Source organism: Falsiroseomonas stagni DSM 19981, assembly GCF_900114315.1.
Lineage (GTDB): Bacteria > Pseudomonadota > Alphaproteobacteria > Acetobacterales > Acetobacteraceae > Falsiroseomonas > Falsiroseomonas stagni.
Window position 1 is genome coordinate 174145 of the sequence record NZ_FOSQ01000008.1, and the last position, 18982, is coordinate 193126.

18 protein-coding genes are annotated in these 18982 nt (G+C 69.9%); 10 read left to right on the forward strand and 8 right to left on the reverse strand.

From position 1 onward, the window contains the following. Positions 1–5 precede the first annotated feature (5 nt). The 3 genes from BM041_RS19695 to BM041_RS19705 all read left to right on the forward strand — a co-directional run bounded on the left by BM041_RS19695 (position 6) and on the right by BM041_RS19705 (position 3350). Entirely contained in the window at positions 6–608 is a 603-nt protein-coding gene (locus BM041_RS19695) for a thiamine pyrophosphate-dependent enzyme (protein ID WP_092961603.1), read from the forward strand. 83 nt (positions 609–691) lie between these two features. Beyond that, on the forward strand, positions 692–1672 hold the full coding sequence (locus BM041_RS19700) for a hydroxyacid dehydrogenase (protein WP_092961604.1): 981 nt from the start codon (positions 692–694) through the stop codon (positions 1670–1672). Positions 1673–1676: 4 nt separating this feature from the next. Beyond that, entirely contained in the window at positions 1677–3350 is a 1674-nt protein-coding gene (locus BM041_RS19705; RefSeq protein ID WP_092961605.1) for a gamma-glutamyltransferase family protein, read from the forward strand. A 79-nt stretch (positions 3351–3429) separates the two neighbouring features. On the opposite strand, the gene BM041_RS19710 is transcribed toward BM041_RS19705, so the two are convergent. Together BM041_RS19710 and BM041_RS19715 are read right to left on the reverse strand one after the other, a co-directional pair. Beyond that, the gene (locus tag BM041_RS19710) at positions 3430–4416 is read right to left on the reverse strand and encodes a Bug family tripartite tricarboxylate transporter substrate binding protein (RefSeq protein WP_175534041.1); all 987 of its coding nucleotides are present in this window, start codon (positions 4414–4416) and stop codon (positions 3430–3432) included. A gap of 40 nt (positions 4417–4456) precedes the next feature. Beyond that, positions 4457–5233, reverse strand: coding sequence for an enoyl-CoA hydratase/isomerase family protein (locus BM041_RS19715; protein ID WP_092961607.1), 777 nt, complete (start codon positions 5231–5233; stop codon positions 4457–4459). Between the two features lie 84 nt (positions 5234–5317). On the opposite strand from BM041_RS19715, the gene BM041_RS19720 reads away from it, so the two are divergent. The 3 genes from BM041_RS19720 to BM041_RS19730 all read left to right on the forward strand — a co-directional run bounded on the left by BM041_RS19720 (position 5318) and on the right by BM041_RS19730 (position 7517). Continuing rightward, complete coding sequence (locus tag BM041_RS19720; RefSeq protein WP_092961608.1) at positions 5318–6499, forward strand: enolase C-terminal domain-like protein; 1182 nt, start codon at positions 5318–5320, stop codon at positions 6497–6499. A gap of 86 nt (positions 6500–6585) precedes the next feature. Then, entirely contained in the window at positions 6586–6867 is a 282-nt protein-coding gene (locus tag BM041_RS19725; RefSeq protein WP_092961609.1) for a ribbon-helix-helix domain-containing protein, read from the forward strand. A gap of 251 nt (positions 6868–7118) precedes the next feature. Further along, the gene (locus tag BM041_RS19730; RefSeq protein WP_217648776.1) at positions 7119–7517 is read left to right on the forward strand and encodes a hypothetical protein; all 399 of its coding nucleotides are present in this window, start codon (positions 7119–7121) and stop codon (positions 7515–7517) included. Positions 7518–7583: 66 nt separating this feature from the next. On the opposite strand, the gene BM041_RS19735 is transcribed toward BM041_RS19730, so the two are convergent. Both BM041_RS19735 and BM041_RS19740 read right to left on the reverse strand, forming a co-directional pair. Next, entirely contained in the window at positions 7584–8570 is a 987-nt protein-coding gene (locus BM041_RS19735) for an alpha/beta fold hydrolase (protein WP_092961611.1), read from the reverse strand. Then, positions 8567–9511, reverse strand: coding sequence for an ABC transporter ATP-binding protein (locus BM041_RS19740; protein ID WP_092961612.1), 945 nt, complete (start codon positions 9509–9511; stop codon positions 8567–8569). Before BM041_RS19740 ends, BM041_RS19735 begins: the two co-directional genes overlap by 4 nt. A 97-nt stretch (positions 9512–9608) precedes the next feature. Here BM041_RS19740 and BM041_RS19745 point away from each other — a divergent pair, with 97 nt between their 5' ends. From BM041_RS19745 to BM041_RS19755, 3 genes are read left to right on the forward strand one after another with little or no spacing between them, the layout of a single operon-like run. After that, the gene (locus tag BM041_RS19745) at positions 9609–9833 is read left to right on the forward strand and encodes a zinc-finger domain-containing protein (protein WP_092961697.1); all 225 of its coding nucleotides are present in this window, start codon (positions 9609–9611) and stop codon (positions 9831–9833) included. Continuing rightward, entirely contained in the window at positions 9793–12663 is a 2871-nt protein-coding gene (gene polA / locus BM041_RS19750; RefSeq protein WP_092961613.1) for a DNA polymerase I, read from the forward strand. The genes BM041_RS19745 and polA overlap by 41 nt, the downstream gene beginning before the upstream one ends. Continuing rightward, positions 12663–13856 carry an MFS transporter gene (locus tag BM041_RS19755; protein ID WP_092961614.1) on the forward strand — a complete coding sequence of 398 codons (1194 nt, stop codon included), beginning with the start codon at positions 12663–12665 and terminating at the stop codon, positions 13854–13856. Before polA ends, BM041_RS19755 begins: the two co-directional genes overlap by 1 nt. Positions 13857–14101: 245 nt before the next feature. Here BM041_RS19755 and BM041_RS19760 read toward each other — a convergent pair whose 3' ends face one another. From BM041_RS19760 to BM041_RS19770, 3 genes are all read right to left on the reverse strand, one after another. Beyond that, positions 14102–14506 carry a DUF2237 family protein gene (locus tag BM041_RS19760; protein WP_092961615.1) on the reverse strand — a complete coding sequence of 135 codons (405 nt, stop codon included), beginning with the start codon at positions 14504–14506 and terminating at the stop codon, positions 14102–14104. Between the two features lie 74 nt (positions 14507–14580). Further along, entirely contained in the window at positions 14581–16191 is a 1611-nt protein-coding gene (locus BM041_RS19765; RefSeq protein ID WP_092961616.1) for a phosphoenolpyruvate carboxykinase, read from the reverse strand. Positions 16192–16331: 140 nt separating this feature from the next. After that, the gene (locus BM041_RS19770) at positions 16332–17078 is read right to left on the reverse strand and encodes a HugZ family pyridoxamine 5'-phosphate oxidase (protein ID WP_092961617.1); all 747 of its coding nucleotides are present in this window, start codon (positions 17076–17078) and stop codon (positions 16332–16334) included. A 137-nt stretch (positions 17079–17215) separates the two neighbouring features. Between BM041_RS19770 and BM041_RS19775 the strand changes: the two genes are divergently transcribed. Further along, on the forward strand, positions 17216–17860 hold the full coding sequence (locus BM041_RS19775) for a response regulator (protein ID WP_235951961.1): 645 nt from the start codon (positions 17216–17218) through the stop codon (positions 17858–17860). Between the two features lie 85 nt (positions 17861–17945). Here BM041_RS19775 and BM041_RS19780 read toward each other — a convergent pair whose 3' ends face one another. After that, positions 17946–18971, reverse strand: a complete 1026-nt coding sequence (locus BM041_RS19780) for an amino acid ABC transporter substrate-binding protein (protein ID WP_092961619.1) — start codon at positions 18969–18971, stop codon at positions 17946–17948. Positions 18972–18982: the final 11 nt, after the last annotated feature.

Genomic DNA, 18982 nt, shown 5'->3' on the forward strand with positions numbered 1-18982 from the left:
GGCCCATGCTCGCAGCTTCCGGCAAGCTCGACCGCCGCGCCGTCGTCAACGCCCTGCTGGCGGATCGCGGCGACCTCCTCGTCATCGCCGGCCTCGGGGCGCCGGCTTGGGACATCACCGCCGCCGGCGATTGCCCGACCAACCTCCCCCTCTGGGGCGGGATGGGCGGCGCGGCGGTCATGGGCCTCGGCCTCGCCCTCGCCCAGCCCACCCGCCGCGTGCTGGTCATCACAGGGGATGGGGAGGCGCTGATGGGCCTCGGCGCGCTGGCCACCATCGCGACGAAACAGCCGCCCAACCTCTCCATCGTCGTGCTCGACAACGAACATTACGGCGAGACTGGCGGGCAGGAGACGGCGACGAAACACGGCGTGGACCTGGCCGCCATCGCCCGCGGCGCGGGAATCGCCGATGCGCGCACCATCACGACGCCGGACGGCATCGCACCACTGCGGGAGGCGATCCACACCGCCGCAGGGCCAACGCTTGCGGTCATCAAGATCGATGCGGCGAACCTGCCGCTGAAACTTCCACCGCGGGAAGGCGCCTACCTCGCGGCCAGGTTCAGGGAAGCGATCCTGGGGCCGCAGGCCCATCATCAACTGTAAGCGTCGACCCCCTCACCCACCGTTGGGCGCAGTGCGCCCAACCCCCCTTCCGGCGGAGGGGGCTTTTCAAATGAGACCTGTCAATGCCGCACGTCATCTGCGTACGACCCATCCATGAAGCGGCCATCGAGAAGATGCGCAGCACGGAAGGCGTCACCGTCGAGATCCTGATGGACATCTCGCCGGAAAGCCTGGCCCGCAACCTGCCCCGCGCCGACGCGCTGATCGTCCGCACCATCCGCATCGACCGGCCCTTCCTGGCCCACTGCACCAACCTCCGCCTCCTCGCCCGCCACGGCGTCGGCTACGACGCGGTGGATGTGCCCGCCCTCACGGAACGCGGCATCCCGCTGACCATCACGCCGGAAGCCAACGCGGTCTCCGTCGCCGAACACGCGCTGATGCTCATGCTCGCCTGCGCGCGGCAGCTTTCGGGCTACGATTCGAACCTGCGGCAGGCCAAGCCCGTCTGGGGCGGGCAGGCCAACCTCCCGACCTTCGACCTGGCCGGCAAGACCGTGCTGGTCGTGGGCTTCGGGCGGATCGGCACGCGCGTGGCCAAGCTCTGCGCCGCCTTCGGGATGAAGGTCCTGGTGCGCGATCCCAACATCGGCAAGGGCAGCATCCGCGGCCTGGGCTTCACGCCCGTGGACGATGTGATGGAAGCGGCGGCGGAAGCCGACATCGTCACCATCCACTGCCCCTCCGACGCCTCCACCCGCCACATGGTGAACGCGCCCTTCCTGGCGCGCATGAAGAAGGGCGCGGTCTTCATCAACACCGCCCGCGGCACGCTGGTGGACGAAGCCGCGCTGGATGCCGCGCTGCGCGCCGGGCACCTCGGCGCCGCGGGCATCGACGTCTTCCACGACGAACCCGTGGAGACCGCGATCCCCCTGCTGACCGCCCCCAACCTGATCTTCACCCCCCATGTCGCCGCCAGCACGGCGGAAGGCCTGGCTCGGATGGCGATGGATGCGGCGGAAGCCTGCCTCGCCTGCTTCGACGGCACGCTCGACCCCGATATCGTGGTGAACAAGGAAGTGCTCGCCGGAAGGAACTGACGCCATGCGCCGCCTGCTCGCTTTGCTGCTGCTGGCGGCGTCCCCCGCCGCGGCCGAACCGGCGCGCGCCCCGCGCCAGATGGTCGCCACTGCCAGCCCGCAGGCGACGGCAGCGGCGCTCTCCATCCTCCGCGACGGCGGCACCGCGGTGGATGCCGCCATCGCCGCCCAGGCCGCGCTCTCCGTCGTGGAGCCGCACGCCAGCGGGTTGCTCGGCGGCGCCTTCGTCCTCGTCTGGGACGAAGGCCAGCGCCGGCTGCGCTACTACGAGGGCATCGCCAGCGCCCCCGCCGCCAGCGCCGATCGCCTGACCGCAGGCGGCGTCGGCCCCGCCACCGTCGCGCGTTCCGGCCGCGCCGTCGCCGTGCCTGGCGCCATCGCCGCCCTCGCCTTGGCGCGGGAAGCGCATGGCCGCCTGCACTGGGCCGAACTCATCGGCCCTGCCATCGCGCTGGCCGAGCAGGGCTTCCCGCTGCCGCCTTACCTGGCGCAGGTCATCCGCGCCCGCGCGGCCGAACTCCGCCGCGTGCCCACGCTCCGCGCCCTCTATTTCGATGCCGCCGGCGAACCCCTCGTCGCCGGCACCCCCTTCCGCAACCCGGACCAGGCGGAGGCGCTGCGCCTGCTGGCCGTGCAGGGCTCCGCCGCCATCCATGGCGGCCCCATCGGCCAGGCGCTGGTGGAGGCGACGCAGGCCCATGCCGTTCCCGGCTGGATCACCCTCGACGATCTGCGCGCCTATCGCGCGGTGGAGCGTGATCCCGTCTGCATGGTGGCCTTCGCGCACCAGGTCTGCACCGCCGCGCCGCCTTCCTCCGGCGGCGTCGCCGTACTGCAGACGCTTGGCATCGCGGAGCGCCTCGGCATCGCACGCCAGGCGCGGGACAGTGCGGAGGCCGCGCATCTGTTCCTGGAGGCAAGCCGCCTGGCCACGGCGGATCGCCGCCGCTGGATCGGCGATCCCGATCGCGTCGCGGTGCCGCTACGCGGCCTGGTCGATGCCCGCTACCTCGATGACCGCGCGGCGCTGGCCAGCGCCGATCGCGCCATGGCGAATGTCGCGCCCGGCACGCCGCCCGACCAGCGCGGCGCCCTGCCCGCGGAGAGCGATCCCTGGGCGGAGGCCGCGACGACGCAAATCGTCATCGTCGATGCGCGGGGCAACGCCGTCTCCCTCACCACCACCAACAATCTGAACTTCGGGGCCGAACTCACGGCGATGGGCGTCACGCTGAACAACGGCATGACGAATTTCGCGACCAGCCCGGGCACGGCGGAGGCGCCGGCGCAGAACCGGCTGGAGCCGGGCAAGCGTCCCGTCACGACGATGGCGCCGACCATGGTGATGGGTGCGGATGGCAGGCCGGTGATCGTGCTCGGTGCCGGGGGCGGCGCGCGGATCCCCGATGCGGTTGCCGCCGCACTGGTGGAGATGCTCGCCTTCGGCGCCGATGCCGAACGCGCCACCGCCCGCCCGCGCATCGGCGCGCAGAACGGGGTGGAGGAGCTGGAGCGCGGCACGCCGGCCGAGGCCCTGGCGCCCGCGCTGACCGCGCTCGGCCACGCCCCGCGTGCGGTGGTGATGAATACCGGCCTGCAGATCATCCGCCGCCTGCCGGATGGCACGCTGGAGGGCGCTGCCGACCCCCGCCGCGACGGCATCGCCGCCGGCGACTGACGACGGTCCAGGGCCGGTTCGGCCCTGGCGGATGGGGTTTTGGGAAGGCGGCGCCTTCCCCAACGAACCCGCGATGCGTCTACTCGAACCTGATGTTGGCCTGCCGGATCAGCTGCGCGTATTTCGCCGCGTCCCGTCGCAGCAGCGCCGCCGCATCGGCGCTCGTCCCCCCGCCCGGGATGAACCCGGCATCCATCACCCGCTGCCGCAGCGCGGGGTCGGACAGAGCCTTGTTCACCGCCGCCACCCAGCGTTGCGCGATCGCCTCCGGCAGGTTGGGCGGCCCCATGACCATGTACCAGACGGCGGAATCGAAGCCGGGAAAGCCGTGTTCCGCCACCGTCGGCACATCCGGCAGGGTCGGCACGCGGTCCGGCAGCGTGGTCGCGAGCGCGCGGACGCGGCCGGCGCGGATATGCGGCAGGTAGGTGGGCAGCGTGTCGATGGCGATGTCGATGCGCCCGGCCAGTATCTCATTCACCGCCTGGCCCGTGCCGCGGAACGGGATGTGCTGCATGGACAGCCCGGCGGCGTAGCTCAGCAATTCGCTGGCCAGGTGCTGCTGCGTCGCGATGCCGGAGGAGGCGTAGTTGAGCTTCCCCGGATTGGCCTTCGCATGGTCCAGGAACTGCCGGAAATTCTGTGCGGGCGAGGTCAGCGGCACCACCGCCACCAGCGGCACGGTGCCCGCCAGCACCACCGCCGTCTGGTCGGTGATGATGTCGAAGGGCGGCGGGTTCATGGTGGGCGGCACCACGGCGCTGGCGCTGACCGTCGTCATCAGCATCTGGTAGCCATCGGGCCGCCCACGGGCGTTCTGCGTCGCCGCGATGGTGCCCGACCCGCCCGCCCGGTTCTCGATCGCGATGGGCTGGCCGAATTCCTCGCTGAGGGCGGGTTGCAGCAGGCGGGCGATGATGTCCGTGCCGCCGCCGGGCGCGAAGCCCACCAGCATGGAAACGGGGCGCGCGGGATAGGGGGCCTGCGCCCAGGCCTTGAGTGAAAGCCCGGGCAGCGGCAGCGCGGACGCGGCGGCCGCGCCCATGACCATACGTCTGGTGAGCATCGCTTCCTCCAACTTTTGTTGGAGGAAGCATGCCGCCCGCCTAGTTGCCCGTCCAGTTGGGCGCGCGCTTGTTGAGGAAGGCGTCCATCCCCTCCCGGAAATCCTGGCTGCCGAAGCAGAGTTCCACCAGATCATCCCCCTGGATCGTCCCCGCCGCCAGGCGCAGCCGCTTGAGGGCGAATTTCGTGGCCGTCAGCGTGCGCGGCGCCATGCCCGCCACCGTTTCCGCCAGCGCCATGGCGCGGTCCACCACCGCCTCATGTGTCGGCAGGATCTCGCTGATCAGCCCCGCCGCCAGCGCCTCCGGCGCCTCCATCAACCGCGCCGTGAAGATCAGTTCCTTCAGCTTCGCCGGGCCGATGAGGGTCGCGAAGCGGGAGACGTTCGAGGTGGACAGGCAATTCCCCAGCGTCCGCGCCACCGGCACGCCGAACTTGGCATTGGCGGAGGCGATGCGCAGGTCGCACACCGCCGCGATGCCGAGGCCCCCGCCCGTGCAGGCGCCCGCTATGGCCGCGATCACCGGCTTCGGGCAATCCTCGACGGCGGAGAGGACGCGGTCGATCCGCTTCTCATACTCCAGCCCGTCCTGGCCCGACTTGAACGCCTTGAACTGGCTGATGTCCGTGCCGGCCGCGAAGGCCTTGCCGCCGGCGCCGGTGATGACCCAGGCGCGGATCGCGGGGTCCTTGGTCACGACCTCCGCCTGTTCGACCAGGCCCTCATACATCGCAAAGGTCATGGCGTTGCGCTGGTCGGGCCGGTTCAGCGTGGTCCAGGCGATGCGGCCGCGGGTCTCGTGCAGGATGTCGGGCATGGTGTTTCCTTCCTCTCCCCCTCTTGTGCCGCCAAGCGGGGCGGGGCGACAAGGTGGCGACAAGGTCACAGGAACAGCCAGCAGATGCGCATCGTCAGCGTGAAGCAGGGCACGGCGCCGATCGCGAGCGCCATCGCCAATGCCTATATCGACTTCTCCAAGATGACCGCCTCCATCGTCGCCGTGACGGTGGAAGGCGAGGGCGGGAAGCAGGCCACCGGCTACGGCTTCAATTCCAACGGCCGCTACGCCCAGCCTGGCCTGCTGGCGGAACGCTTCATCCCCCGGCTGGTCGAGGCGACGGAAGCGCAGATCACCCGCCCCGATGGCAAGCTCTCCCCCGCCGGCGCCTGGAACGCCGTGATGAAGAACGAGAAGCCGGGCGGGCATGGCGAACGCAGCGTGGCGGTCGGCGTGCTGGACATGGCGCTGTGGGATGCGGCGGCAAAGCTGGATGGCGTGCCGCTGTGGAAGCTGCTGGCGGACCGCTTCAACAACGGCGCCGCGGACCCGGCGGCCTGGGTCTATGCCGCGGGCGGCTACTACTACCCCGGCAAGGGCGTGGACCAGCTGGTCGAGGAGATGAAGCGCTACCTCGGCATGGGCTATTCCACCGTGAAGATGAAGATCGGCGGCGCGCCGGGCACGCCGCTGAAGGAGGCCCTGGCCGAGGACATGGCCCGGATCGAGGCGGTGGTGAAGCTGCTGGGCGGCGATGGATCGAAGCTCGCCGTGGACGTCAATGGCCGCTTCGGCCTGCACGCCGCGCTGACCTATGCCGCGGCGCTCGCCCCCATGGGCCTGCGCTGGTACGAGGAACCGCTGGACCCGCTGGACTATTCCACCCACGCGACGCTGGCGGAACACTACGCCCCGCCCATCGCGACGGGCGAAAACCTGTTCTCCATGCAGGATGCCCGCAACCTGATCCGCCATGGCGGGCTGCGGCCGGACCGGGACATTCTCCAGTTCGACCCGGCGCTGTCCTACGGCCTGGTCGAATACCTCCGCACGCTGGACATGCTGGCCCTGCACGGCTGGTCCCGCCGCCGCTGCGTGCCCCATGGCGGGCACCAATTCGCGCTGAACATCGCGGTCGGCCTCGGCCTCGGCGGCAATGAAAGCTACCCGGAGGTCTTTCACCCGTTTGGCGGCTTCGCGGATGACGTGCCGGTGCGCGACAGCAAGGTCGCGATGCCGACCATCCCGGGCATCGGGTTCGAGGCGAAGAACGAGCTGTTTGCTGTGTTCAAGACGCTGGGGTGAACCGGTGCCTCCCTCCCCCGCGCTTGCGGGGGAGGGTTGGGGTGGGGGTATGATCGCGTCATGTCGCACCCCTGAGGAGCCCCGTCTTGGCCGCCGCCGAAAAGCGCACCGTCAGCGTGCCCCCAGACCAGATCCTCTACTCGGGCGAGCTGGTCGCGACCGGAGGCTATGCCTCGGCCAGCCAGGTCGTCCGCGCCGGCCTGCGGGAGCGTGACGCTGCGGTCAACCGCTGGCTGCGTGACGAAGTGGCGCCCGTGCAGGACGCCATGCAGGCCGATCCCGGCAAGGCGGTTGATGCCGATGCGGTCGGCGCCGCGCTCCGGGCGCATCATGCAGCCCGGCTGAAGCCCGGACGCCTTGGCGCATAGCGTCGTTTTCAGGCCGGGAGCGCAATATCGCCTCAGAGCCTGTGAAAGAATCGAGCTTGAGCATTAATGCCCCTTGAAATCATTGGGATTTTTCCTCGGATTCCGGCGCTTGCGGGCATTAATTCACAAGCTCTCAGCCCCGGCGATCTGGTCACCGACGCGTCTGGCCGACCGTCGAGGACGTTATGCACGACTCGCTACCGCCTTTGAAGCCAAAGCGCGTCCTGTGGCGGGCGCTGGTCGCCTACGCCTTGCTGATGACCGCTGCTGCGCTGCCGCCGATACGGCAGGGCTGGGACGAGATTTTCGGGCCGAACGACGCGCAGCTTGTCATCATTTCCGCTGTGCCCCTTCGCAACGTCATCGTGACCTATGATGGCCAGGTCATCGATCCGCGGCCCGGCTGGCCGACGCGTGATCTGCAGCGCTACACGACATTCCCGGCCATGCGGACTCGCGCATTCGAGCCCGTCCTCGAGGTTTCCTGGGATGGCCCGAGCGGACCGGCGACTGTGTCGCGCATCATGCGCCAGAACGATTCCGGCCGCCTGTGCCTCTACGTCTTGGACGTGGACGCGACGGGCACCGCGGCGGGTCCGGAACCGCCTGACGCTCTCTCGCCATTCTGGTGGAGCTGCCATTCGCGTTGAGCGGGGCATGCGGAGCCCCTGTCAGGGTGCTCACCCGGCCTCACCGCGGCAGCACGCTGGCAAGCCTCACCGCGCCAGCCACCCCGGCGCCCGCGCCTCCGCATCCGATGGCAAGGGCCCGCGCGGGTCCTCGATGAAGGCCAGGATGTCCCGCACCACCTCCTCCCGGTTCCCGCCCGCCAGCAGCAGGTGGTAGCCGCCGGCATAGACGCCGATGCGCAGCCCGGTCTGCGCCGGCACGCTGGCGACCGCCGCGCGCGTCATGCGCGGCGGCACGATCATGTCGCGCTCCCCATACAGCAGCAGTGCCGGTGCGCCGCCGCAGCAGCGCGGCAGCGCCGCCACCGCCTTGTCCATCAGATCCATCAGGCCGAGCGCCGAATCCACCCGCGTCACGCGGATCACGAGGGGATCGCGCCCCAGCCTGCGCAGCGCGGCCTCATTGTCACTCGCCACCACGCCGCCGACGCCGCCCTGGACGGGCAGCGCCGGGATGGTGCGCTCCGCCAGCCAGATGCCGCCGCGCATCAGGGGATTCATGAGTTCCCGGTTCCACAGCGCCGGCGCCAGCAGGACATAGCCGCGCACCGGCGGCGCGGGGTCCATGCCCGCGGCCAGGATGGAAACCGCGGCCCCCATGCTCTCCCCCATCATGAACAGCGGCAGGCCGGGATGGCGTTCGGCCAGCAGGCGGGCGGCGGCGGCGGCGTCCGCAGCCATCGTCTCCGCCCCCGCCCAGTAGCCGCGGTTGGGCGCGCGGCCGAAGCCCCGCTGGTCATAGGCATAGACCAGCATGCCGGCCTGCATCAGGACCTCCAGGCTATCGGTCAGGAAATTGCCGCTGTGGTCGTTGAAGCCGTGCAGGGCCAGGATCACGGCGCGGGGCGCGCCCTCCGGCGGGAAGACCCGCATCGGCAGGCGGGCGCCATCGGCGGCGATCACCGCCTCCGGTTCCAGCCGCGGCAGCGCCACCGGCGGCCCCGCCGGCATCACCACCGGCGTGCAGGCCGCCGTCAGCAGCAGCGCGCAGGCGGCCAGCAGGGCCCGGATCACGCGGGCGCCTGTTCCCGGGTCAGCCGCAGGAAGGTCGCGTTCAGATCGGCCTCCTTCGTGGACAGATCCTGGATGGCGAGCCCGGCGCCGCGCACCGCGTCCAGGATATCCTCCACCCTTGTCTCCCGCGCGCGGTAGCGGATTTCCAACCGCCTCGGCCCGTCCAGCCGCGCCTCGAATCCCTCCAGGCCCGGCGGCACCGCGCCCAGATCCGCCGCCACCGTCACCGTGATGGTCTTGTCGTCCAGCCGGGCGATCAATTCCCGCGTCGGCTCATTCGCGATCAGCCTTCCCTGCCCGATGATGGCGATGCGGTCGCAGAGGCTCTCGGCTTCTTCCAGGTAATGGGTGGTCAGCACGATGGTGGTGCCGGCCCGGTTCAACCCCTGCACCATGCGCCAGAGCTGTTCCCGCAACTCGATATCCACCCCCGCAGTCGGCTCATCCAGCACCAGCACGGGCGGCGCATGGACCATGGCCTTGGCCACCAGCAGCCGCCGCCGCATGCCGCCCGACAGGCTGCGCGCATAGGCATCCGCCTTGTCGGCCAGGCCCACGGCATCCAGGATTTCCATGGTGCGGCGCCGCGCCCGGGGCACGCCGTAGAGCCCGGCCTGCATCTCCATCGCCTCCCGCGGCGTGAAGAAGGGGTCGAGGTTCAATTCCTGCGGCACCACCCCGATCCGCTGGCGGAGCCCGATCGGGTCCCGGTCCAGATCGATCCCCCAGACGGAGGCCGTTCCGCCGGTCTTCTGCACCAGCCCGGCCAGGATGCCGATCAGCGTTGATTTCCCCGCCCCATTCGGTCCCAGCAGTCCGAAGAAGGACCCGCGGGGGACCACCAGATCCACGCCCTTCAGCGCCTCCTTCCCCGGCGCGCCCTTGCTGCCGGCATAGGTCTTGCGGAGGCCCGCGATCTCGATGGCGTGGGGAAGCTGCATGGCCGCAGCGGTAGCCCAGCATGGGGAGGGGGTCCATCCGGGCTGGCCGATCCGCCCCCCAGCCCCTATCTTCCGGCCCTCAGCTATGGGGACCGCCATGCGCGACCAGCGAATGACCGGCTATGCGCCGGTCGCCCTGCCGGGGGTGACGCCGGAGGATACCATCATCGTCCAGAGCCGCGTCGTCGGCTGCGATGGCGGCGGCGGCGCGCTTGGCCATCCGCTGGTCTATCTCCGGATCGAGGACAAGCAGGTCACCTGCCCCTACTGCTCCCGCACCCATGTCCTGGCCGAGGGCGCCGGCGACGACCACGGGCACTGACAGGCCCGTGTCAGGGGGGGAAACAACACCGGCAGCCGACCCGGTCGCGCCCGTCGCGCCCGGCCAGAAGCGGCTGATCCTGGTCGATGGCTCGGGCTACATCTTCCGCGCCTACCACGCCCTGCCGCCGATGACGCGGCCGGACGGCATCCATGTGAATGCCGTCTTCGGGTTCACGCAGATGCTGTCCCAGTTCCTCGCCCGCAATTCGGCAACGCATATCGCGGTCGTCTTCGACACCGCGCGCACGACCTTCCGCAACGATTTCTACCCCGACTACAAGGCGCACCGCCCCGAACCCCCGCCCGAGCTGGTTCCCCAATTCGCCCTGATCCGCGAAGCCACCGAAGCGCTGGGCGTCTGCCAGGCGGAGCTTTCGGGCTTCGAGGCCGATGACCTGATCGCCGCCTATGCCAAGGCCTTCGTGGCGGAGGGGGGCACGGTCGCCATCGTCTCCTCCGACAAGGACCTGATGCAGCTGGTCCGGCCGGGCGTGGAGATGCTGGACCCGATCAAGCAGAAGCCGATCCGGGAACCCGAGGTCTTCGAGAAGTTCGGCGTCACGCCGGACAAGGTCGTGGAAGTCCAGGCACTCGCCGGCGACAGCACGGACAATGTCCCTGGTGTCCCCGGCATCGGCATCAAGACCGCGGCCCAGCTCATCAACGAATATGGCGACCTGGAAAACCTCCTCGCCAACACGGCCAAGATCAAGCAGCCCAAGCGGCGAGAGGCGCTGGAGCAGAATGCGGAGAAGGCGCGCATCAGCCGCCGCCTGGTGATGCTGGACGCCGATGCGCCGCTGCCCTGCCCCATCCAGAAGATGGAAGTGCGCCCCCCCTCCCCGGCGGTGCTCGAGAAATTCCTGCGCGAAAACGGCTTCCGCAGCCTGCTGGCGCGGCTCGGCCTTGGCGATGCCAGCGCCGTCGTGCGCAACACGCCCCGGCCCGCGCCGGCCGACGCGCCGGAACCCACGCCCCCGCCCGGCGCCGCCGCCTTCGGCCCCTATGAAACCGTCACCACGATCGACGCCCTGCGATCCTGGATCGCGGAAGCGCGCAGCGCGGGGGTGATCGGCTTCGATACCGAGACCGACAGCCTCGATGCGCTGAAGGCCCAGCTTGTCGGCCTGTCCATGGCGGTCGCCCCCGGCCGCGCCTGCTACGTGCCGCTGCGGCATGAGGGCAGCGGCGATCTGATGGGGTCGGGCACGCCCGAGCAGATCGACCACGACCAGGCGATGGCCGAACTCAAGCCCCTGCTGGAGGACCCCTCCGTCCTCAAGGTGCTGCACAACGCCAAATACGACCTGGAAGTGCTGTCGCGCGCCGGCAATGGCGGCATCGCCGTCGCGCCGATCGACGACACCATGCTGATGTCCTACGCGCTGCGCGCCGGCGCGCATGGCCACGGCATGGACGAGCTGGCGCTCAAGCATCTCGGCCACACACCCATCACCTTCGACAGCGTGACGGGCACCGGCCGCAACCGCATCAGCTTCGCCAGGGTCGCCCTCGACAAGGCCACCGCCTATGCGGCGGAGGATGCGGACGTCACGCTGCGGCTCTGGCATGTCTTCAAGCCCGAACTCCGCACCGCCCGCGCGCTGACGCTCTACGAACAGGTGGAACGCCGCATGGTCGCGGTGCTGCGGGACATGGAGATCGCGGGCATCCGCATCGATGCCGGCGAACTCGCCCGCATCGGGGAGGATTTCACCGGCAAGCTGGCGCTCTACGAGAAGCAGATCCACGAACTCGCCGGCCGCCCCTTCAATGTCGGCTCCCCCAAGCAGCTCGGCGAAATCCTGTTCGACGAGATGAAGCTGCCCGGCGGCAAGCGCAGCAAGCTGACCGGCGCCTGGGGCACCGATGCGAGCGTGCTGGAGGAGTTGGCCCAGCAGCAGATCCCGCTGGCGCGGCGCGTGCTGGACTGGCGGCAGATCCAGAAGCTGAAATCCACCTATGTGGATGCGCTCGCCCAGCGGCTCGACGGCAACAGCCGCGTCCATACGGACTTCGCGATGGCCGTCACCTCGACCGGCCGCCTCTCCTCCACCGAGCCCAACCTGCAGAACATCCCGGTCCGGACCGAGGAAGGGCAACGCATCCGCCGCGCCTTCGTGGCCGATCCCGGCCATGTGCTGATGGCCGCCGACTACAGCCAGATCGAGCTTCGCATCCTGGCCCATGTCGCCGATGTGCCGGCACTGAAGGAAGCCTTCGCCACGGGGCAGGACATCCATTCGCGCACGGCCTCCGACATCTTCCGCATCCCGCCGGACAAGGTGGACAAGGAAGCCCGCCGCCGCGCCAAGACCATCAATTTCGGCATCATCTACGGCATGTCCGCCTTCGGCCTGGCCGCACGCCTCGGCATCGGGCCCGGGGAGGCCCGCGGCATCATCGATGCCTATTTCGCCCAATACCCCGGCATCCGGAACTGCATGGAGAAGCTGAAGGAGGATGCGCGCACCACCGGCTACGTGCTGACGCCCTTCGGCCGCAAGCTCTGGATCGCCGACATCGCCTCCAAGGATCCCGTCCGCCGCGGCGGCGCCGAGCGCGCCGCGATCAACGCCCCCTTCCAGGGCGGTGCCGCGGAGGTCATCAAGCGCGCGATGGTCCGCCTGCCCCGGGCGCTGCGGGACGCAAACCTCTCCGCCCGCATGCTCCTCCAGGTGCATGACGAACTGGTGTTCGAGGTACCGGAAGCCGAGGTGGAGGCCACCGCCGCCCTGGTCCGCCAGATCATGGAGAATGTCGCCGCGCTCTCCGTGCCGCTGGCCGTCGAGGTCGGGCACGGCGCCTCCTGGGCGGAAGCCCATTGATGAGCACGACCGCCGACGCCGTTCCCGCCACCGCCTGGACCCCCACCGAACGCCGCACGCTGCTGGCCATCGGCATCGCCCATGCTGTCAGCCACCTGCACATCATGGTCTTCCCGCCCCTCTTCCCGCTGCTGCGGGAACGGCTCGACGTCACCTTCGTCGAACTCGGCCTGGCGATGACCATCTTCAGCCTGGTCTCCGCCTTCACCCAGGCGCCCGTGGGCTTCATGGTGGATCGCCTCGGCCCGCGCCGCGTGCTGACGGCCGGGCTGGTGCTGGGCGGCCTTGCCTTCAGCCTCTTCGGCCTGACCGGCAGCTACGCCTTCATGCTGGTGGCGGCCGCCATGGCGGGCCTCGCCAACGCCGTCTACCACCCCGCGGACTACGCGATCCTCAATGGCGGCATCGGCGGCGCGCGCATGGGGCGCGCCTTCTCGCTGCATACCTTCGCCGGCTACCTCGGCGGCGCCGTCGCGCCGACGCTGATGATCGGCCTGGCGGCGGCCTTCGGTGTGCAGGGCGCGGTGGCGGCCGCGGGCATCATCGCCATCGGCGTCGCGCTCTTCGTCTGGACGGCCTGCCCGGTGGACCAGCCCGCCCGCCGCGTGAAACCCGAAGCCGGGCAGCCGACGCGCGTGCTGAGCCCCGCCGTCATCGGGCTGACGGGCTTCTTCATCCTCATCGCGCTGTCCATCGGCGGCGTGAACGGCTTCGTCGTCGCCGCGCTTGTCACGGGCAACGGCCTGTCCCTGACACTGGCCAGCACGGCGCTGACCTTCTTCCTCGTGGGCTCGGCACTCGGCGTGCTGCTGGGCGGCTGGATCGCGGACCGGTCGAAGCGCCATGGCCTGGTTGCCGCGGCGGGCTTCGGCGCCGGCGCCGTCATCACCGCGACCCTCGGCCTTGTCTCCGTCCCGGCCCTGCTGATCCCCGTGCTGATGGGCGCGTCGGGCATCCTGACGGGCCTCTGCATGCCGTCGCGGGACATGATGGTCCGCGCCGCCGCACCGCCCGGCCAGGCCGGCGCCGTCTTCGGCGTCGTCTCCACCGGCTTCAACATCGGCGGCGTCGTCGCGCCCATCCTGTTCGCCTGGCTGATGGATAGCGGCCATCCCCAGGCCGTCTTCCTGCTGGGCGCCGCCTTCATGGCGGCAACCGCGACCGCCGCGGCGGTGCAGGGGTTGCGGCGCTGACGTTCGCTGGGGAATGGGCTCCGCCCCTTCCCCAGACCCCTACCCCGCGAAGGGGCAGCGGCCCCTTCGATCCCCCTTCAATCGATGGGTGATGGGAGGGGCACGGCGCCCGTTCCTGCCCCGCGGTCGCTCCCTGCCCCTCCCATCACCCATCGATGCAACGCCTGGGGTCCAGGGGCCCGCTGGCCCCTGGCGGGGTGAGGTCTGGAGAGGGGCCGGCGGCCCCTCTCCAGGAACCACCCGCGCTACACCCCATGCTCCAGCAGGTGCTCACGGCGGATGACGCTGAGGGCGGCTTCGTGGGTGGCTTCGAGCAGGACGGGTGGCGCCTGGCCGGCCAGGCGGGCTTCTTCCCAGCGGCTGGCGCAGAGGCACCAGCAGTCGCCGGGTTGCAGGCCGGCAAAGCCGTATTCGGGGCGGGGGGTGGAGAGGTCGTTGCCGCGGGATTGGCTGAAGGCGAGGAATTCCTCGGTGACCTCCGCGCAGACCACATGCAGGCCCAGATCCTGCGGCCCGGTATTGCAGCAGCCGTCGCGGAGGAAGCCGGTCAGCGGCGCGACGGAGCAAGGCAGCAGCGTGCCGCCCAGCACGTTGCGCGCGGGTTCGGGGCGCTGGGGTTGCCGGCGGGGTGTCGTCTCGTCGAGGGGCATGGTCGGGGTCCGGACATGAAAAAGGGCGCGCCCCGTAGGTGGGGACGCGCCCTGCATGGTCCAGGCGGTAAGGCTTACGCCGCGGCCTTGATCGCCGCCGCCTTCACGTCATCCCCGACCGCGCCGGCGAAGGTCTCGAAGTTCTTCTCGAACAGCCCGACCAGGTGCTTCGCCTGCTTGTCATAGGCGGCCTTGTCGGCCCAGCTGTCGCGGGGGTTCAGCACATTGTCGGGGATGCCCGGCACCGCCTTCGGGATCATCAGGCCGAAGAAGGGGTCACGCACGAACTCGACCTTGGCCAGCGACCCATCCAGCGCCGCGCGCAGCAGGGCGCGGGTGTGCTGGATGCTCATCCGCTTGCCCGTGCCATAGGCGCCGCCGGTCCAGCCGGTGTTGACCAGCCACACATCGGCGCCGTCCTTGGCGATGCGCTCGGCCAGCATGCGGCCGTACACCTCAGGGTGGCGCGGCAGGAAGGGGGCGCCGAAGCAGGTGGAGAAGGTCGCCTGCGGTTCCTTGCCCAGGCCCTTTTCCGTGCCGGCGACGCGCGCGGTGTAGCCGGACATGAAGTGGTACATCGCCTGCGCGGCGGAGAGCTTGGCGATCGGCGGCAGCACGCCGAAGGCATCCGCCGTCAGCATCACCACATTCTTCGGCTTGCCCGCCTGGCCGCCCGTCACGATGTTCGGGATGAACTCGATCGGGTAGCAGGACCGCGTGTTCTCGGTGTAGCGGTTGTCGTCCAGGTCGAGGACGCCGTGCTCATCGCCGTGGACGTTCTCCAGCACCGCGCCGAAGCGGTGGGACGCGTCCCAGATCTGCGGCTCGGCTTCCTTCGACAGCTTGATGACCTTGGCGTAGCAGCCGCCTTCGAAGTTGAAGACGCCGGTGTCCGACCAGCCATGCTCGTCATCGCCGATCAGGCTGCGCTCGGGGTCGGAGGACAGCGTCGTCTTGCCCGTGCCGGACAGGCCGAAGAACAGCGCGGTGTCGCCGCCCTTGCCGAGGTTGGCGGAGCAGTGCATCGGCAGCACGCCACGCTCCGGCAGCAGCCAGTTCATGACGGTGAAGATCGACTTCTTGATCTCGCCGGCATAGCTCGTGCCCGCGATGCAGATGGTGCGCTTGGCGAAGGACAGCGCGATCAAGGTCGAGGTGCGGCAGCCATCCTCGGCCGGGCTCGCCTCATACTCAGGCGCGTGGAGGATGAAGAAGTCGGGCTCGAAGGTCTTCAGCTCCTCCGCCGTCGGGCGGATGAACATGTTGCGGGCGAAGAGCGCGTGCCAGGCATTGGTGGTCACCAGCCGCACCTTGATGCGGTGGCCGGTATCGGCACCGGCAAACAGGTCCTGCGTGAAGAGTTCGCCGCGGGCGCCGAGCCAGCTGCGCACCTTGGCGGAGAAGCCCTCGAACTTCGCGACGGGCAGGGGCTGGTTGATCTTGCCCCACCAGATCGCGTCATGCACCTCCGGGTCGTCGACGACGAACTTGTCCTGCACGGAACGGCCGGTGTGCTGGCCGGTGATGGCCATGAAGGCGCCATCCGCCGAAAGCCGCCCCTCGCCCCGGCGCAGCGCATGGGCGTAGAGCCCGGCCGCGGTCAGATTGGCGTGAACGGTGGCCGAGCCGGCTACGCCGGTCCCGGCCAAAGCGGAACCAGGCCGGGCGGTTGCGGTGGACGTCATCAGGAACCTCCAGAGGGGCGGCCGCCGGAGTGGCGCGGCCATCGTCGCGGGCGCCTTTTTCGGCGCTGAGCGCGGCAAGATTAGGGCGGGTAAGCTGCCATAATCAAGATAACCATCCGGTTACTTGTTGCGCCTTCTGTTTACAAGTCTCGCGCAGGTTGAGACGCCGCCGCCCGCCCCGATCGCGCAGCCTTGATCAGCCCCGCCCGGACGCCATCCGCATCCGCCACCGGCGCCGCCCAGGGGTGGCGCAGCACCGTGTCCCCGCAGGCCAGGTCGCAGCCATCCAGGTCCACCGCCACCAGGCGCCAATCCTGGCCCGGCGCCTGGCCGTGCAGCCCCTCCGCCATCGCCGCCAGGGCATCGGCGTGGTCGGCGTTCACATGGCCGATGATCTCCGATTCGGCCGCCGCAAGCGCCTCGACCGCCGCCGGGTCCGGCAACAGGTCGGCCCGCTTCAACCGCGTCGCGCGCGCGAAGCCGCCCACCAGCAGCGCCGCCTGCGGCCGCAGCCGCCACAGGGAAAAGTCCCCGAAATCCGCGTAGAGCGCGGCATAGGGGTGGCGCGCCAGCCAGCGCGCCTTCAGTGCGGGCACCTCCGCCTCCGGCACCGGCTCCGCCATCCCGGTCAGGGTGACCCGCGGCGCGGTCTGCGGGTTCACGCTTTCCGGCGCGCCCGTGTAGAGCAGCGCGCAGCGCCCTTCCTGCCGCAGATGCCGCGTATGCTCCGACAGCGACGAGAGCAGCATGAGGATGGAGAGGTCGGGCGCCGCCGCCGGCGTGGCCAGCGCCGCAAAGGGCTGGCCCTCCGTCACCGTGCTCAGGGTGGCGGACGCCGCCGCCCGCACCAGTTTCCGTGCCTCGAATCCGAAGCTGTCCGTCCCCATCGAAGCCTGACCCGCCTTTGCCACAATTGGCCGCCACAATCCCCCCATCGCGCAACTGCCGCGCCCGAGGAGCCTGACCCGTGCCGCACACCATCGCCCTGGTGGACGACGACCGCAACATCCTGACCAGCGTCTCCATGACGCTGGAGCAGGAGGGTTTCACCGTCCGCACCTATACGGATGGCGAAAGCGCCCTGCAGGGCCTGATGGCCCGTCCCGTCGATCTCGCGGTGCTCGACATCAAGATGCCGCGCATGGATGGGATGGAGCTGTTGCAGCGCCTCCGCCAGCGCAGCGCCATGCCGGTCATCTTCCTGACCAGCAAGGATGACGAGCTGGATGAGCTGATGGGCCTCAGGCTCGGCGCCGACGACTACATCACCAAGCCCTTCAGCCAGCGCCTGCTGCTGGAACGCATCCGCGCGCTGCTGCGCCGGAACGAGGCCGGGCGCGCGGAAGGCAGCGGCACGCCGGCCGGCGGCATCATCGCCCGCGGCGACCTGGTGCTGGACGAAACCAAGCACACCTGCCTCTGGAAGGGCGGCCAGGTGCAGCTGACGGTCACGGAATTCCTGCTGGTCAAGGCGCTGGCCGTCCGCCCCGGCATGGTGAAGAATCGCGACCAGTTGATCGATGGCGCCTATGGCGAGAATATCTATGTCGACGACCGCACCATCGACAGCCACGTCAAGCGCGTCCGCAAGAAGTTCCGCGCCGTGGACCCCGACTTCTCGATGATCGAGACCCTCTACGGCCTCGGCTACCGCTACAAGGAAGCGTGACTGAAAACCTCGCGGTCCAGGGTCCCGCTGGACCCTGGCGAGGGGGTGCAGGGGGAGCGGCGCTCCCCCTGCGGCCAACCCGGCGCTACCGCAGCGGCAGCGCGTAAACGAGCCCGCCATTGGTCCAGAGGTTGTTCGGCCCCCTCGGCAGGTTCACCGGCGTCTGCGGGCCGAAATGGCGGTCATACAGCTCCCCGTAATTCCCGATCGCGCGCACGACGTTATAGGCCCAGGCGGGATCGATCTTCAGGGATTGGCCGAGTTCCGGCGTCACGCCCAGCAGGCGGCGCGTATTCGGGTTCACGCTGGTGCGGCGCTGCTCCTCCGCATTCGCGCGGGTGATGCCCTGCTCCTCCGCCTCGATCACGGCGTAGGTGTACCAGCGCACCAGGTCGAACCATTCCTCGTCGCCGCGGCGCAGATAGGCGCCATAGGGTTCCTTGCTGAAACGTTCCGTCAGGATGGTCCAGTCCGCCGGCCGCGGCATGGAGGACCGCACGCCCGCGAGCTGCGAGGCATCCGTGCCGAAGGCGTCGCAACGGCCCGCCTGCAAGGCTTCCGAGGCCTGGTCGGTGCGTTCGAACACCACCGGGCGGAAGGGCACGTTGATGCTGCGGAAATAGTCCGCCGTCACCTGTTCGTTCGTCGTGCCCTGGATCAGGCAGATCGTCGCGCCGTTCAACTCCGCGACGCGCGACACGCCGAGCGTGTTGCGCACCATGAAGCCGTGCCCGTCATAGAAATACGTCACGGCATGGCGCAGGCCGAGCGTGGTGTCCCGCAGCATGGTCTGGGTGGAGGTGCGGAACAGCACATCGATCTCGCCCGACCCCAGCGCCGTGAAGCGCGTGGAGGAGGACAGCCCGACGAAGCGCACCTTGCTGGCGTCGTTGAAGATCGCCACCGCCAGGCCGCGGCAGAGATCCGCATCCATGCCCTGCCAGACGCCGCGGCTGTCCGGCAGCGCGAAGCCGGCAACGCCGGTATGGATGCCGCAGACCAGCGTCCCCCGCGCACGGACGGCATCAAGCGTCGGCCCCGCCACGGCGGGCGTGATGATGGCAGCGTATGCGGCAACCGCCGCGGCCGCGAGGCCCCGGAACCATGACATGATTGATTCTC

Excerpts from the sequence above, each read along its gene's own strand:
- BM041_RS19720 (WP_092961608.1), top strand. The coding sequence starts at position 5,318 with ATGCGCATCGTCAGCGTGAAGCAGGGCACGGCGCCGATCGCGAGCGCC.
- BM041_RS19760 (WP_092961615.1), bottom strand. The coding sequence starts at position 14,506 with ATGCCCCTCGACGAGACGACACCCCGCCGGCAACCCCAGCGCCCCGAA.
- BM041_RS19700 (WP_092961604.1), top strand. The coding sequence starts at position 692 with ATGCCGCACGTCATCTGCGTACGACCCATCCATGAAGCGGCCATCGAG.
- BM041_RS19695 (WP_092961603.1), top strand. The coding sequence starts at position 6 with ATGCTCGCAGCTTCCGGCAAGCTCGACCGCCGCGCCGTCGTCAACGCC.
- BM041_RS19715 (WP_092961607.1), bottom strand. The coding sequence starts at position 5,233 with ATGCCCGACATCCTGCACGAGACCCGCGGCCGCATCGCCTGGACCACG.
- BM041_RS19745 (WP_092961697.1), top strand. The coding sequence starts at position 9,609 with ATGCGCGACCAGCGAATGACCGGCTATGCGCCGGTCGCCCTGCCGGGG.
- BM041_RS19755 (WP_092961614.1), top strand. The coding sequence starts at position 12,663 with ATGAGCACGACCGCCGACGCCGTTCCCGCCACCGCCTGGACCCCCACC.
- BM041_RS19770 (WP_092961617.1), bottom strand. The coding sequence starts at position 17,078 with ATGGGGACGGACAGCTTCGGATTCGAGGCACGGAAACTGGTGCGGGCG.
- BM041_RS19710 (WP_175534041.1), bottom strand. The coding sequence starts at position 4,416 with ATGCTCACCAGACGTATGGTCATGGGCGCGGCCGCCGCGTCCGCGCTG.
- polA (WP_092961613.1), top strand. The coding sequence starts at position 9,793 with ATGTCCTGGCCGAGGGCGCCGGCGACGACCACGGGCACTGACAGGCCC.
- BM041_RS19705 (WP_092961605.1), top strand. The coding sequence starts at position 1,677 with ATGCGCCGCCTGCTCGCTTTGCTGCTGCTGGCGGCGTCCCCCGCCGCG.
- BM041_RS19740 (WP_092961612.1), bottom strand. The coding sequence starts at position 9,511 with ATGCAGCTTCCCCACGCCATCGAGATCGCGGGCCTCCGCAAGACCTAT.
- BM041_RS19780 (WP_092961619.1), bottom strand. The coding sequence starts at position 18,971 with ATGTCATGGTTCCGGGGCCTCGCGGCCGCGGCGGTTGCCGCATACGCT.
- BM041_RS19765 (WP_092961616.1), bottom strand. The coding sequence starts at position 16,191 with ATGACGTCCACCGCAACCGCCCGGCCTGGTTCCGCTTTGGCCGGGACC.
- BM041_RS19775 (WP_235951961.1), top strand. The coding sequence starts at position 17,216 with ATGACGCTGGAGCAGGAGGGTTTCACCGTCCGCACCTATACGGATGGC.